Source organism: Microbacterium sp. MMO-35 (assembly GCF_037147555.1).
Lineage (GTDB): Bacteria > Actinomycetota > Actinomycetes > Actinomycetales > Microbacteriaceae > Microbacterium.
The window spans coordinates 141368-154765 of record NZ_JBBCVH010000001.1; the positions used below are offsets into that span (position 1 = coordinate 141368).

Sequence of the window (13398 nt, forward strand, 5' to 3'; positions counted from 1 at the left end):
GCTCACACCAGCCTGTTCTGCGCGAGGAACTCGACAAGCTGTGCGGCCGCGTCCCCTTCATCGGTGATCTTCACACCCGCCGCACGCGGAGGCTTCTCCGCCACAGCGGTCAGGATCGTCTGCGGCGCCTCTGCGGGATCGGCGCTGACACCGAGATCGGCCAGCGAGACCACCTCGAGCGGCTTCTTCTTCGCCGCCATGATGCCCTTGAAGTTCGGGAAACGCGCATCAGGCAGCGCCTCGGTGATCGAGATCACCGCCGGCAGCGGCGCGCTCACCTGCTGGGATCCGAAGTCCGTCGCACGGGTGCCGGTCACGGCATCCGCGCCGATCGACACGGCGCTGAGGGCGGTCGCCTGCGCGAACCCCAGATGCTCGGCCAGCATCGCCGGGATCACCCCGCCCGAGCCGTCGGTCGAGAGGTTCCCCGTGATCACCAGATCCGGCCCGCCACGACGGACCGCCGCCGCGAGCACCGCCGCGGTCAACCCCAGATCAGCCCCGCGCAGCGCCTCATCCACGACATGCACCGCAGACCCGGCACCGATCGCCAACGCCCGGCGGATCGACGCGGTCGCCGACTCCGGAGCCATCGACAACGCCACGACCTCGGTCCCAGGGTTCGCATCGGCATAGCTCAGCGCGACCTCGAGGGCACGCTCGGTGATCTCATCCAGCACCACCTCACCGGCACCGCGATCCGCGAGCCCCGTCACCAGATCGAGCTTGCGGTCCCCGTAGGTGTCCGGCACCTCTTTCACCAAGACGAAGATCTTCATCGAGCCTCCTCACGCGACCTCGGTCGGCCGTTCGGCCGCGGGCGGAATCACCCGGTTACCGGGCGATAACGTGGTGCCAGCGTACCTCAGCGAAGCCGCCGGATCCGACCGTCCCGCCCCTCCGCCGGGAGGTCCTGGCACAACCCTCCAACCCTCACGCCGCGCCGGGGCGCGCGCTTTGGCGGAGCGCCACGAACGACCCCGGACCTGGGCCGCCGGAAGCCGGGGATCCGCCGGCCGCCCCGGTAACGTAGGGACATGGCCCGCCCGCATCCGCTGCCCGTCGACCCTCTCGCCGAGGCGAAGCGGCAGTGGCTCGCGCACGGCTGGACCGACGCCGCCGACGGCATGTCCCTGGTGACCTCGGTCATGCGCGCGCAGCAGCTCCTGCTCGCCCGGGTCGACGCGGCGCTGCGGCCGTTCAGCCTGTCGTTCGCCCGGTACGAGGTGCTGCGGCTGCTCGCGTTCAGCCGCACCGGAACCCTCCCGCTGTCCAGCGTCGTCGCGCGCCTCCAGGTGCACGCGACCAGCGTGTCCGGGACGGCCGACCGGCTCGTCCGCGACGGTCTCATCGCCCGCCACCGCGACCCGCACGACGGACGCGCGGCGCTGCTCGAACTCACCGAGGCCGGGCGCGAGCTCGTCGAGCGCGCCACGACGGCGCTCAACGACGAGGTCTTCGCCGAGCCGGGGATCTCGTCAGAGGACACCGCGGACCTCGTCGCGATCGTCGCGCGCATGCGCAAGGCGGCCGGCGACTTCGCCGATCCGCGCCCCCAGCCGGATCCGCTCTGATGGGTTCGTTCGTCCTCGAACGGACGATCGCCGCACCGGTCGAGCGGGTGTTCGCGCTCTCCCTCGACGTCGGCGTGCACGTCGACTCGATGACGACGCATGCCGAGCGCATCGTCGGCGGCGTGCGCTCCGGGCAGATGGCCGAGGGCGACACGGTGACGTGGTCGGCCCGGCATTTCGGGATCCGATTCCGGATGACCTCGCTGGTGTTCGACGTCGATGCCCCGCAGAGGTTCTCGGACCGGCAGCTCCATGGCCCGTTCGCCGCGTTCCGGCACCGGCACACGTTCGTGCCGCTCCTGGCCCCGGACGAGCCCGAAGCGTCCCGCACCCTCATGCGCGACGAGATCGAGTTCCGCTCGCCGTTCGGTCCGCTGGGGCGCCTGGTCGACGCCCTCATCATGCGCCGCCATCTCATCCGCCTCATCGAGCAGCGCAACGACGCCCTCGCCGCACGGGCGAGCGCGTCGTAGGCTGGCCCGCATGACCGAACTGCGGATCCGCACCGTCCTCGAGCCCTTCGGCCCCGCCGGCGCCATCGTCCTCACCGACGAGCAGGTCGCCGAGATCAGCACAGCCAAGGCGTTCCCGGTCGTCGTCACGATCGGCGCCAACTCCGCACGGCTGCGCCTCGGCCGGATGGGCGGGAAGAACTGCATCGGTTTCAGCAAGGCCAATCGGGCGGCGATGGGCATCGATCTCGGCGACGAGTTCGACGCCGTGATCGCGCCCGACACCGCCGAGCGCACGGTCGAGGTGCCCCCGGAGCTGACGTCCGCCCTCGCCGCCGCAGACCTGACGGCGGCCTACGAGGCGCTGAGTTTCACACGCCGCAAGGAGATCGCCGTCTCGGTCGCGGATGCGAAGCAGGAGGCGACGCGCGAGCGGCGCATCGCGAAGGCCCTGGACGAGCTGCGCGGCTGACGCGCCCCGGCGCCTCCCGCGGGAGGATCCGCCGTCAGTCCCCCTCGTACACGTAGGCGTCGAACCGCGCCGGGATGTTCATGCGCTGCCAGGCGAGCTCCTCGTCGCGGCGCGAGCGGTCGCCGGGGAAAGCCCGGGCCGTGTGCCGGGGCACCTGGCGGCTGTGCCCCGCGAGGTGCGCGACGGCCACCGCCTGTCCGCACACGCGCGCAGCGGCGACGGCGCTCGGATCCTGCGCCTGGCGTGCGGCCTCGTGACAGGCGAACGCCTTCTCCCGCACGGCGTCGATGTCGAGCTCGCCGCGGAGGAACGCCTCCGCGGCGGCGAGCGCCTCCCGCGGGCGGTCGTCGTCGGGACGCTCGGCCTGGAACAGCGGCAGCAGCCGCTCGGCGCACGCGATGGTCCAGCCGACCAGCTCGCGCCGGTCGTCTTCGCTCAGGCGCAGGTCCGAGACGTCCGGCAGCGCTCCGTCGGCGAACAGGGGCACGACGTTGGATGTCTCGGCGTCGCGCCCGGCGGACGCGGGCCGGCGCGGATCCGAGGGGCTTCCGAGAGTACGGAGGTCGGGCACGTCGATCACCGGTTCACGAACTGAGGCGGGCGCTTCTCGCGGAAGGCGGCCATGCCCTCCTTCTGATCGACAGTGTCGAACAGGGACGCGAAGGCCTCGCGCTCGATGTCGAGACCGACAGCGAGGGGGGTCTCCATGGCAGCGTCGAGCGCGGCCTTGGCGGCGATGATCGAGGGCAGCGACTTGGCGGCGATCGACTCGGCCAGCGCCGCCGCCTCGGCGAGCAGGTCGGCCGCGGGGACGACGCGCGAGACGAGCCCCGCCCGTTCGGCCTCCTCGGCGCCCATGATCCGGCCCGAGAGCACCAGTTCTGCGGCCTTGTAGTACCCCACGGCGCGGATGAGACGCTGCGTGCCGCCCATGCCGGGGATCACGCCGAGGTTCACCTCGGGCTGGCCGAACTTCGCCGTGTCCGCGGCGAGGATGATGTCGCACATCATCGCGAGCTCGCATCCGCCGCCCAGGGCGAAGCCGGACACGGCGGCGATGACCGGGGTGCGCACGGCGGCGAAGTCGCGCCACACGCCGAAGTGATCGGTCGCCACCATCTCGGCGGCCGACATCGACTCCATCTCCTTGATGTCCGCGCCGGCGGCGAAGGCCTTCTCCGACCCGGTGACCACGATCGCGCCGATGCCCGCGTCCGCGTCGAAGGCGGTGGCTGCGGCGGTGACCTCCTCAGCGACCTGGGAGTTCAGGGCGTTCAGTGCGTGCGGTCGGTTCAGGGTGATCCAGCCGACCCGTCCGCGCTGCTCCGTGAGGATCGTCTCGTTTTCGGCCATGTCGTTCCCTTCGCCGCGCCCTCGTGGCACTTCCAGTATCCCCGATGCCGGTGAACGGGGGGTGTCCGCTCCCTCTCCGGCCCGCGCTCCCGTCCGTTCCCGTCCGCCCTCTCTTCTCCGCGAGACCGAACCTCGCGCACGAGACCGACGGAACAACCCACGGTCTCGGGACGCAGGTTCGGTCTCGCGGAAGATCGAGGGGATCGAAGGGATCGAGGGATCGAGGGGGATCGGGCTCCCGCCGCGGGGACGGTCAGGACGCGTCGCGGATGTCGGTGATGATGCCGGAGAAGTCGCGCCCGGCTCCCGAGCCGGCGGCGAACGCGGCGTAGATCTCCTGCGCCAGTCGTCCCATCCGCGCCTCGGTCCCGGTGCCCTCGATCGCCTGCAGCGCGAGACCCAGATCCTTCGCCATGAGCGCGCCGGCGAAGCCCGGCTGGTAGTCGCGGTTCGCGGGGCTCGTCGGCACCGGTCCCGGCACGGGGCAGTTCGTCGTGATCGCCCAGCACTGCCCCGACGCCTGCGACACCACGTCGAACAGCGCCTGGTGCTCCAGCCCCAGCCGCTCGCCGAGCACGAACGCCTCCGCCACGGCGATCTGCGAGATGCCAAGGACCATGTTGTTGCAGACCTTGGCGGCCTGACCGAGGCCGGGCCCGCCGCAGTGCACGATCCGCTTGCCCATGACCTCCAGCAACGGCAGCGCCGCGGCGTAGTCCTCGTCGGATCCGCCCACCATGAACGCGAGCGTGCCGTTCTCGGCGCCCACCACGCCGCCCGAGACGGGGGCGTCGACGTTGCGGTGCCCTGCCTCGACCGCGAGGGCGTGCGCGGTGCGCGCCTCGTCGACCGCGATCGTGGAGCTCTCGATGAACAGCGTGCCGGGATCCGCGGCGCCCAGCAGCTCGTCCTGATAGGCGGCGATCACGTGCTTGCCGGCTGGGAACATCGTGATGACGACCTCGGCGCCCGCGACCGCGTCCACGCCGAACTGCACGACCGGCACGCCGGCCGCCGAGGCGGCATCGACGGCGGCAGGCACCACGTCGAAGCCGCGCACCTCGTGCCCGGCCTTGATCAGGTTGAGGGCCATGGGAAGGCCCATGTGCCCGAGACCCAGGAAGGCGACGCGGGTCATGATGCGCTCCGCATCTGGTCTCCGCCGCGCTGCTGGGTCTGGGATCCGGAGGGGCGCAGCATCTCGCGTCCGACGATGAGTCTCATGATCTCGTTCGTCCCTTCCAGGATCTGATGCACCCGCAGATCGCGGACGACCTTCTCGATCCCGTAGTCCTGAAGGTACCCGTACCCGCCGTGCAGCTGAAGGGCCCGGTTGGCGACGTCGAAGCCGGCGTCGGTCGCGAAGCGCTTGGCCATCGCGCAGCGCATCGTGGCATCGGGCGCCTTCTCGTCGACGGCCTGCGCGCCGTCGCGCACCATGAGCCGCGCGGCCTGCAGATCCGTGCGCATGTCTGCCACCGCGAACAGGATCGACTGCTTCTCGGCCAGCGGCTCGCCGAACGCCTCCCGCTCGTGCACGTACTGCACGGCACGATCCAGCGCCCACTGCGCGCCGCCGATCGAGCAGGCGGCGATGTTGAGCCGGCCGCCGTTGAGGGCGCTCATCGCGATCGCGAAGCCCTGACCCTCGGATCCGAGCATGCTCGTCGCGGGCACCCGCACGCCGTCCAGGATCACCTGACGGGTGGGCTGGGCGTGCCAGCCCATCTTCTTCTCCGGCGCGCCGAAGCTGAGCCCGGCGGCCTCGCCGGGCACGAGGAAGGCCGAGATGCCGCGCGCGCCGGCCGCACCCGTCCGCGCCATCACGATGTAGACCGCGGCCTCGCCGGCGCCCGAGATGAACTGCTTCACCCCGGTCAGGACGTAGTCGTCGCCGTCGCGGGTCGCACTCGTCGCGAGCGCCGCGGCGTCGGATCCGGCCCCGGGCTCGGTGAGGCAGTAGCTGCCCAGGCCCTCCATCGTGGTGAGCTCGGGCATCCAGCGCGCGAGCTGCGCCTCGGTGCCGTAGGTGTCGATCATCCAGGCGACCATGTTGTGGATGGAGATGTAGGCGGCGATGGTCGGATCGCCCTTCGCGAGCTCCTCGAAGATCGCGACGGTGTCGACGCGCTCGAGCCCGGTCCCTCCGGACTCCTCACGCACGTAGATCCCGCCGAGTCCCAGCTCGCCGGCGCGCATCAGGGTGTCGCGCGGGAACAGGTGCTTCTCGTCGCGCTCGGCGGCGAACGGAGCGAGCTCGGTCTCGGCGAACTCGCGCACGGCGCCGAGGATGGCGGCGCGCTCTTCGCTGGTCATCGTGATCGGGGTGGCGACGGTGGTCATGTCGTGTCCTTCTGGCGTTTCGGCGGGGTGCGGCCGGGTCAGTGCATCGTGGGGATGACGAAGCTGGCGCCTTCGCGGACGCCTGCGGCAGGCCACCGCGAGGTGACCGTCTTGGTCTTCGTGTAGAAGCGGAAGGCGTCGGCGCCGTGCTGGTTCAGGTCGCCGAACCCGCTGCGCTTCCATCCCCCGAAGGTGAAGTACGCGATCGGCACCGGGATCGGCACGTTCACGCCGACCATGCCGACGTTCACGCGGGCGACGAAGTCGCGCGCCGCGTCGCCGTCGCGGGTGAAGATCCCCACGCCGTTGCCGAACTCGTGCTCGGAGGCCATCCGCAGCGCCTCTTCGTAGTCCGCCGCACGGGCGACGACGAGCACGGGTCCGAAGATCTCCTCGCGGTAGATCGACATGTCGGTGGTCACCCGGTCGAACAGGGTGGGGCCGAGGTAGAAGCCCTCCTCGTGGCCGGGGACGACGAACCCGCGCCCGTCCACGACGAGCTCGGCGCCGGCGTCGATCCCCTGCTGGATGTAGCCGGTCACGCGGTCGACGGCGGCGGCGTTGACGAGCGGACCGTAGTCCATCCCCGGCTCGAGCGACGGCCCCACCTTCAGGCTCGCGATCCGCTCCACGAGCTTCGCGGTGAGGGCGTCGGCGGTCGCCTCCCCCACCGGCACCGCGACGGAGATCGCCATGCAGCGCTCCCCCGCCGAGCCGTAGCCGGCGCCGATGAGCGCATCCGCCGCCTGGTCGAGGTCGGCGTCCGGCATGACGACGAGATGGTTCTTCGCCCCGCCGAAGCACTGCGCGCGCTTGCCGTGCGCGTTGGCCGTCGAGTAGATGTACTCGGCGATCGGGGTGGATCCGACGAAGCCGATCGCGCGCACGCGCTCGTCGGTGAGCAGCACGTCGACGGCCTCCTTGTCGCCGTGGACGACGTTGAGGATCCCGGCGGGCAGACCCGCCTTCAAGAACAGCTCGGCGATCCGCACGGGGACCGAGGGGTCGCGCTCGCTGGGCTTGAGGATGAACGCGTTGCCCGCGGCGATCGCCGGGCCCATCTGCCAGAGCGGGATCATCGCGGGGAAGTTGAACGGGGTGACGCCGGCGACCACGCCGAGGGGCTGGCGCAGCGAATACACGTCGATGCCCGTGCCGACGGCCGTGGAGTACTCCCCCTTGAGCAGGTGCGGGGCACCGATGCAGAACTCGATCACCTCGACGCCGCGCTGGATGTCGCCCTTCGCGTCGTCGAGCGTCTTGCCGTGCTCGCTCGACAGGAGCGCCGCCAGCTCGTCGGTCTCGTCGCGCAGCAGCTCGAGGAAGCGCATGAGCACCCGCGCGCGCTTCTGGGCGTTGGTCGCCGCCCATCCCGGCTGCGCGGCCTCCGCGTCGGCGATCGCCGCGCGCACCTCATGCGCGCTCGCGAGCGGTACGCGGGCCTGGACCGCGCCGGTCGACGGATCGAAGACCTCCCCCCAGCGTCCCCCGTTCGACTCCGGGCTGCCGGGGATCTCGGATCCTCCGATGAAGTGGCTGATGTCGCGGACCATCGTGTGCTCCTGGTTCCGCATCGTCGTCGATGCAGGATCCAGAATACATGGCCTCCCAACTACTTACGATGGATCCCATGTAATTCATCGACATCTGTCGGCGCGTTCACCTGCCGGCCACCTTCGGCACGTAGAAACGGAGCTGCGCGGGCCGCAGACGCTGACCGGATCGGGTGCTCGTCTTCCCCGCGCGAGGGGATCCGCCCGGCTTTCTCGCTCGGGCCCCCGGCGGTCGGCCCCCGAGGTCTCTCGAGGGGCGAAACCGCAGGACCCCCGCCGAATCGGGTCGGCGGGGGTCCTCTCGTTCGCGGGGTCGGTCGCTCAGCGCTCCCAGGTGACCTGCGGGTCCGCCTTGCCGAAGTCCACGGTCGGAGTGTCCAGATACCCGCCGAACGTGACCGTGTAGGTCTGGCCGTCGCTGCCCTGCAGGCTCATGTCGACCGGGATCGAGTCGTACGCCGACACGACCGTCGGCGAGGATCCGTTGCTCTCCGGCTCGAGCGTGTCGAGCGCCGCGCTGCCGTCCGCCGTGAGCGTGCGGGTGACCGTGCCCTCCACCGCGGTCGCCCCGGACAGGTCGATCCCGGTGATGTCCATGCCGCACGGCGTGGACAGCGTCTTCAGCGCCACGCAGGACTCGACGGCGCTGCGCACGAGGGAACGGAACTCGGAGACTCCGGCGTCGTTGAGCTTCGTCGACACGTCGTAGAGCTCCGAGGCGTCGTCCGAGGACGCGATCGTGAACGTCGAGTCGCCGTCGATCGAGAAGTACTTCGAGTTCAGCTCGATCTCATAGGAGCCCGGGAAGACGTACGCGTCCGTGATGCCGTCGGCGGAGACCCCGTTGAAGGTCGCGTCGAGGCCCCGCAGGGCGTCGAGCGAGATGGGCGTGACGCCGTTCGCGATCTTCCAGGTGTCCTTGACCTTGTACACCTCGTACGTGGTCGACACCGAGCGGTCGCCGACCTCGAAGGTCGCCCGGACCGAGCCCGAGTACTTGCTCTCGCTGCCCTTCGCCACCGAGATGTGGCTGACGCCGCCGAGCTTGTCGGAGGCCTTCAGCACCTCGTCGGTGAGCAGCTTCTTGTCGGGGACGCCCTCGAGATAGCCGAGCGCCGTCTTCGCATCGCCCTTCGAGACGGCCGTCAGATACGCCTTGACCGAGTCGGCCGCCGTGACCGAGGAGCGCGTGATCGCGGGGACCACGAGCAGCGCCACGATCAGGATCAGGACGATCAGCACGGCGACCCCGCCGCCGATCAGTCCCCAGATCAGGCCCTTCGAGGTCTTCTTCGGCGGCTGCCCTCCGGCCTGGGCGGCGTAAGGCTGCCCCGGGTAGGGCTGGCCGGGCTGCGCCCCGTAGGGCTGCCCCGGATACGGCTGCCCCGGCTGGCCCGGCTGCCCTGGGTAGGACGGACCTGGCTGCGCCCCGTAGGGCTGACCCGGCTGACCCGGGTACGGCTGGCCCGGCTGTGCCGGCTGCCCCGGCTGACCCGCGTACGGCTGGCCCGGCTGCGCCCCGTAGGGCTGGCCCGGCTGCCCCGGGTACGGCTGTCCCGGCTGCCCCGGGTACGGCTGGCCCGGCTGACCCGGGTAGGGCTGAGCGCCGCCGGCGGGACCGGCGCTGCCCGGAGCGGTCTGCGGATACGGCTGTCCCGGCGTCGGCTGCCCCGGTGCCTGCGCGCCCGGGACGGCCGGTGCGGGATACGCCCCCGGAGGCGGGAACGCCTCGGTGGGGTACGCCTCGGTCGTCTGCTCGGACGCGGCCTCCCCGCCCGAGGGCGTGGAGGGCGTCGCAGGCTCGGCCGCCGGCTCCGGTTGTGCAGGCTGTGCCGCGGGCTCCGGGTGCGCGGGCGGGGCGGTGGGCGAAGGCGCCCCCGGGGCGGCGTCGCCCGAAGCGGTCGGGGCGTCGCCCGAAGCGAGCGCGGCGTCGCCCGAAGCGAGCGCGTCGTCCGAAGCGGGCGCAGCGTCCGAAGCAGGCGCGTCGCCCGAAGCGGGCGGGGGGACGTCGCCCGGAGCCTGGCTCCCCGCCGTCGATGCCGGCGGAGTCGCGGGCGGCGGGGTCGTCCGACCCTGCTCCCCGGATCCGAAATCGAGTTCGTGCCCGCCCTGCGGCGATTCCCCGTCCGTTGCCATGGTTTCAGACTAGCGAGCGGTCCGATCCAGTTCGATGGGCAGAACTGCCCGCGCCACCGCCGAGGCCCGACGTCTGCGCCACGGATCCGGATCCGTTCCGGTCGCAGAAGATGTCGTTGACGCCCGCTCTGGGCGACATCTTTTGCGACCGGAACGAAGGAATTGCGACCCGAACGAAAGGATTGCGACCCGAACGAAGGAATTGCGACCCGAACGAAGGAGACGCGCGACAACCGGAACGGCGGGAGATGCGTGCGGCGGGGCAGGCGGCAGATCTACAGCCCCTGTGCGAGCCGGTAGTACGCCTGGTTCCAGCGCACCTGCTTCTGGAACTCAGCCAGGGTCGTGCTGTCGTCGATCACCAGCAGCTCGACCTCGGCCATCTCGGCGAAGTCGCGGAACACGTCGACGCCGACCGCGGTCGACATCACCGTGTGGTGCGCGGCGCCGGCCGTCAGCCATGCGGCCGCGGAGGTCGCGAAGTCGGGCTGCGGCTTCCACACCGCGCGGCCGACCGGCAGCTTCGGCAGGGCGGCGCGCGGCGCGACGTTCTCCACGACGTTCGCGGTGAGGCGGAACCGGTCGCGCAGGTCGCTGAGGGCGACGACGACGGCGGATCCGGGATCCGCGGTGAAGACCAGGCGCACCGGGTCGTCCTTGCCGCCGATGCCGAGCGGGTGGATCTCCAGCGTCGGCTTCCGCGTGGTCAGCGACGGCGACACCTCGAGCATGTGCGCACCGAGGATGAGCTCGTCGCCGGGGGTCAGGTCGTAGGTGTAGTCCTCCATGAGGCTCGCGCCTCCGGGCAGCCCCTCACCCATGACGTTGGCGATGCGCACGAGCAGGGCGGTCTTCCAATCGCCCTCGGCGCCGAAGCCGTACCCCTCGGCCATGAGGCGCTGCACGGCGAGGCCCGGCAGCTGCTTCAGTGCGCCGAGATCCTCGAACGAGGTGGTGAAGGCGCCGAAGCCGCCCTCCTCCAGGAACGAGCGCAGTCCCAGCTCGATCGCCGCGCCGTCGCGCAGGGACAGGTGCCGCTCGCCTCCCTTGCGCAGCTCGGGGACGACGTCGTACAGCCCCTCGTACTCGTCGACCAGCGCGTCGACGTCCGCCTCCGAGACCGCGGCCACGGCGTCGGCGAGCTCGTTCACGCCCCAGGTGTTCACCTGCACCCCGAAGCGCAGCTCTGCCTCCGTCTTGTCGCCCTCGGTGACCGCGACGAAGCGCATGTTGTCGCCGAAGCGGGCGAGCTTCATCGACCGGGATGCCGCCAGGCCCGCGGCGGCGCGCTGCCAGGTCCCCAGCTCCCGCTGCACCCGCGGATCGGACGCGTGGCCGACGACCGTCTTGCGCGGCACGCCGAGCCGCGTCTGGATGTAGCCGAACTCGCGGTCGCCGTGCGCGGCCTGGTTCAGGTTCATGAAGTCGAAGTCGATGTCGGCCCAGGGCAGCTCGACGTTCGCCTGCGTGTGCAGATGCGCGAGCGGCTTCTGCAGGGCGTCGAGCCCCGCGATCCACATCTTGGCCGGGCTGAAGGTGTGCATCCACGCGATCAGGCCGATGACGCGGTCGTCGGCGTTGGCCTCCAGCACCGTGCGCCGGATGGCGGCAGCGTCGGTGAGCACCGGCTTCCCGACGATCCGCACCGGCACCCCTGCCGACTCGTCGAGGATCCGCGCGATCCGCTGCGACTGGTCGGCGACCTGCGCGAGCGTCTCGGGACCGTAGAGGTGCTGACTGCCGGTGAGGAACCAGACCTCGTAGTCGTCGAGCGAGGTGGTGAGCGAAGTGCGGGTCATCGGGTTCTTCCGTTCGGAGGGGCGGTCGGGCGGACCCGTGATCGGCGTGTTGCGAATCACGGGTCCCGGTGATGCGGAGCGTTCAGAGTGCGGCGACGGCGGCGGCCTCGATGGCGAGGCCCGTCCGGTAGCGGTCGAGGTAGGCCGAGAATCCGGCGACATCGGCAGGATCCGGATCCACGACGGCGACGGCCGCCGAGGCGAACACCTGTCGGTCGAGGTAGTCGCCGAGGCTCTCCTCGCCGGCGTGCGCGAGGTAGGACGCGAGCACCGCGATCCCCCACGCCCCGCCCTCGGACGCCGCCTCCCCCACGGCGACAGGAGCGTCCAGGGCACCGGCGAGGAAGCGCTGCGCGATGCCCGCGGTGCGGAACATGCCGCCGTGGGCATACATCCGGTCGAGCTGCACGCCCTCCGCGGCCAGAACCTGCATGCCGAGGGCGAGTGCGCCGAACACCCCGTAGAGCTGCGCGCGCATGAAGTTCGCCAGGGTGAAGGCGCTGTCCGGGGTACGCACGATGAGCGGGCGCCCCTCGGCGAGACCGGCGACGGGCTCTCCCGCGAGGTGGTTGTAGGCGAGTAGTCCGCCGGCGTCGGCCTCGCCGGCGAGCGCCTCGTGGAACAGCGCCTCGAAGGCGGTGTCGTCGCCGACCGGGCTCCCTGCGGCGGCCGCGAAGCGGATGAACAGCCCCGCCCAGGCCGCGAGCTCGCTCGCGCCGTTGTTGCAGTGCACCATGGCGACGGCGTCGCCCGCCGGCGTCGCCACGAGGTCGAGCTCGCGATGCAGACCGCAGAGCGGCCGCTCGAGCACCACCATCGCGAAGATGCTCGTGCCTGCGGAGACGTTGCCCGAGCGCGGGGCGACGGCGTTGGTCGCCACCATGCCGGTGCCGGCATCGCCCTCGGGCGGGCAGAGCGGGATGCCCGCCGCGAGGGATCCGGACGGATCCAGCAGCAGCGCACCCTCGGCGGTGAGCGTCCCTGCCTCGGCGCCCGCGAGGAGCACCTCGGGGAGCAGGACGCTCAGCGGCGCGGGAAGCCGGCCCGCGGCGAGCGCCTCGTACGCGGCGAGCAGGGCCGCGTCGTAGTCGCCGGTCGCCGAGTCGATCGGGAACATCCCCGAGGCGTCTCCGACGCCGATGACCCGCCGGCCCGTGAGCCGTTCGTGCACGTAGCCGCCGAGGGTGGTCAGGCTCGCGACCCGCGGCACGTGCGCCTCGCCGACGACCACGGCCTGGTGCAGGTGCGCGATCGACCAGCGCAGCGGGATGTTCACGCCGAGCAGGTCGGTGAGCTCCGCCGCCGCGACCCCCGTGTTCGTGTTGCGCCAGGTGCGGAACGGCACGAGCAGGGCGCCGTCCTCGTCGAAGACGAGGTAGCCGTGCATCATGGCGGAGATCCCGATCGCGCCGAACGTCGCCGGCCGCACGCCGTAGCGCTCCTGTGCGTCGGCGACCAGGACGGCATAGGCCTCCCGGATCCCGGCCCAGACCTCATCCAGGCCGTAGGTCCACAGCCCGCCCTCGAGCCGGTTCTCCCAGGAGGAGGATCCGGTCGCGAGCACGGCAGACGGATCGGATCCGATCAGGCACGCCTTGATGCGCGTGGAGCCGAGCTCGATGCCCAGGCTCGTCCGCCCCGCGAGGATGTCGTCGCGCGCCGAGTTCATCGTGGATCCCTCGCTCCTTCGTGCTCCCGTCGCGATCTCTGCCGTTT

At 71.4% G+C, this 13398-nt stretch carries 12 protein-coding genes; 3 read left to right on the forward strand and 9 right to left on the reverse strand.

The window, feature by feature from the left end; all coding sequences use genetic code 11:
- Positions 1-2: 2 nt before the first annotated feature.
- Complete coding sequence (locus WFJ01_RS00585; protein WP_336627890.1) at positions 3-779, reverse strand: electron transfer flavoprotein subunit beta/FixA family protein; 777 nt, start codon at positions 777-779, stop codon at positions 3-5.
- Between the two features lie 258 nt (positions 780-1037).
- On the opposite strand from WFJ01_RS00585, the gene WFJ01_RS00590 reads away from it, so the two are divergent.
- From WFJ01_RS00590 to WFJ01_RS00600, 3 genes are read left to right on the forward strand one after another with little or no spacing between them, the layout of a single operon-like run.
- The gene (locus WFJ01_RS00590; RefSeq protein WP_295034552.1) at positions 1038-1574 is read left to right on the forward strand and encodes a MarR family winged helix-turn-helix transcriptional regulator; all 537 of its coding nucleotides are present in this window, start codon (positions 1038-1040) and stop codon (positions 1572-1574) included.
- The gene (locus WFJ01_RS00595) at positions 1574-2047 is read left to right on the forward strand and encodes an SRPBCC family protein (RefSeq protein WP_336627891.1); all 474 of its coding nucleotides are present in this window, start codon (positions 1574-1576) and stop codon (positions 2045-2047) included. The genes WFJ01_RS00590 and WFJ01_RS00595 overlap by 1 nt, the downstream gene beginning before the upstream one ends.
- A 10-nt stretch (positions 2048-2057) precedes the next feature.
- Positions 2058-2498, forward strand: coding sequence for a YdeI/OmpD-associated family protein (locus WFJ01_RS00600; protein ID WP_251442525.1), 441 nt, complete (start codon positions 2058-2060; stop codon positions 2496-2498).
- Between the two features lie 34 nt (positions 2499-2532).
- Here WFJ01_RS00600 and WFJ01_RS00605 read toward each other — a convergent pair whose 3' ends face one another.
- From WFJ01_RS00605 to WFJ01_RS00640, 8 genes are all read right to left on the reverse strand, one after another.
- Positions 2533-3069: a putative immunity protein gene (locus WFJ01_RS00605; protein ID WP_292887629.1), complete on the reverse strand. Its 537-nt coding sequence runs from the start codon at positions 3067-3069 to the stop codon at positions 2533-2535.
- 5 nt (positions 3070-3074) lie between these two features.
- Positions 3075-3851 (reverse strand): enoyl-CoA hydratase-related protein, encoded by a 777-nt coding sequence (locus WFJ01_RS00610; RefSeq protein ID WP_336627892.1) that lies wholly within the window; start codon positions 3849-3851, stop codon positions 3075-3077.
- 253 nt (positions 3852-4104) lie between these two features.
- Positions 4105-4989: a 3-hydroxyisobutyrate dehydrogenase gene (gene mmsB, locus WFJ01_RS00615; RefSeq protein WP_251442534.1), complete on the reverse strand. Its 885-nt coding sequence runs from the start codon at positions 4987-4989 to the stop codon at positions 4105-4107.
- A complete protein-coding gene (locus WFJ01_RS00620; RefSeq protein WP_336627893.1) occupies positions 4986-6194 on the reverse strand; it encodes an acyl-CoA dehydrogenase family protein in 1209 nt (402 codons plus the stop codon). The genes mmsB and WFJ01_RS00620 overlap by 4 nt, the downstream gene beginning before the upstream one ends.
- 38 nt (positions 6195-6232) lie before the next feature.
- Positions 6233-7747, reverse strand: coding sequence for a CoA-acylating methylmalonate-semialdehyde dehydrogenase (locus WFJ01_RS00625; RefSeq protein ID WP_336627894.1), 1515 nt, complete (start codon positions 7745-7747; stop codon positions 6233-6235).
- Between the two features lie 321 nt (positions 7748-8068).
- A complete protein-coding gene (locus WFJ01_RS00630; RefSeq protein WP_336627895.1) occupies positions 8069-9883 on the reverse strand; it encodes a hypothetical protein in 1815 nt (604 codons plus the stop codon).
- Positions 9884-10158: 275 nt separating this feature from the next.
- A complete protein-coding gene (gene araA / locus WFJ01_RS00635; RefSeq protein WP_336627896.1) occupies positions 10159-11682 on the reverse strand; it encodes an L-arabinose isomerase in 1524 nt (507 codons plus the stop codon).
- An 82-nt stretch (positions 11683-11764) separates the two neighbouring features.
- Entirely contained in the window at positions 11765-13351 is a 1587-nt protein-coding gene (locus tag WFJ01_RS00640) for a xylulokinase (protein ID WP_336627897.1), read from the reverse strand.
- Positions 13352-13398: the final 47 nt, after the last annotated feature.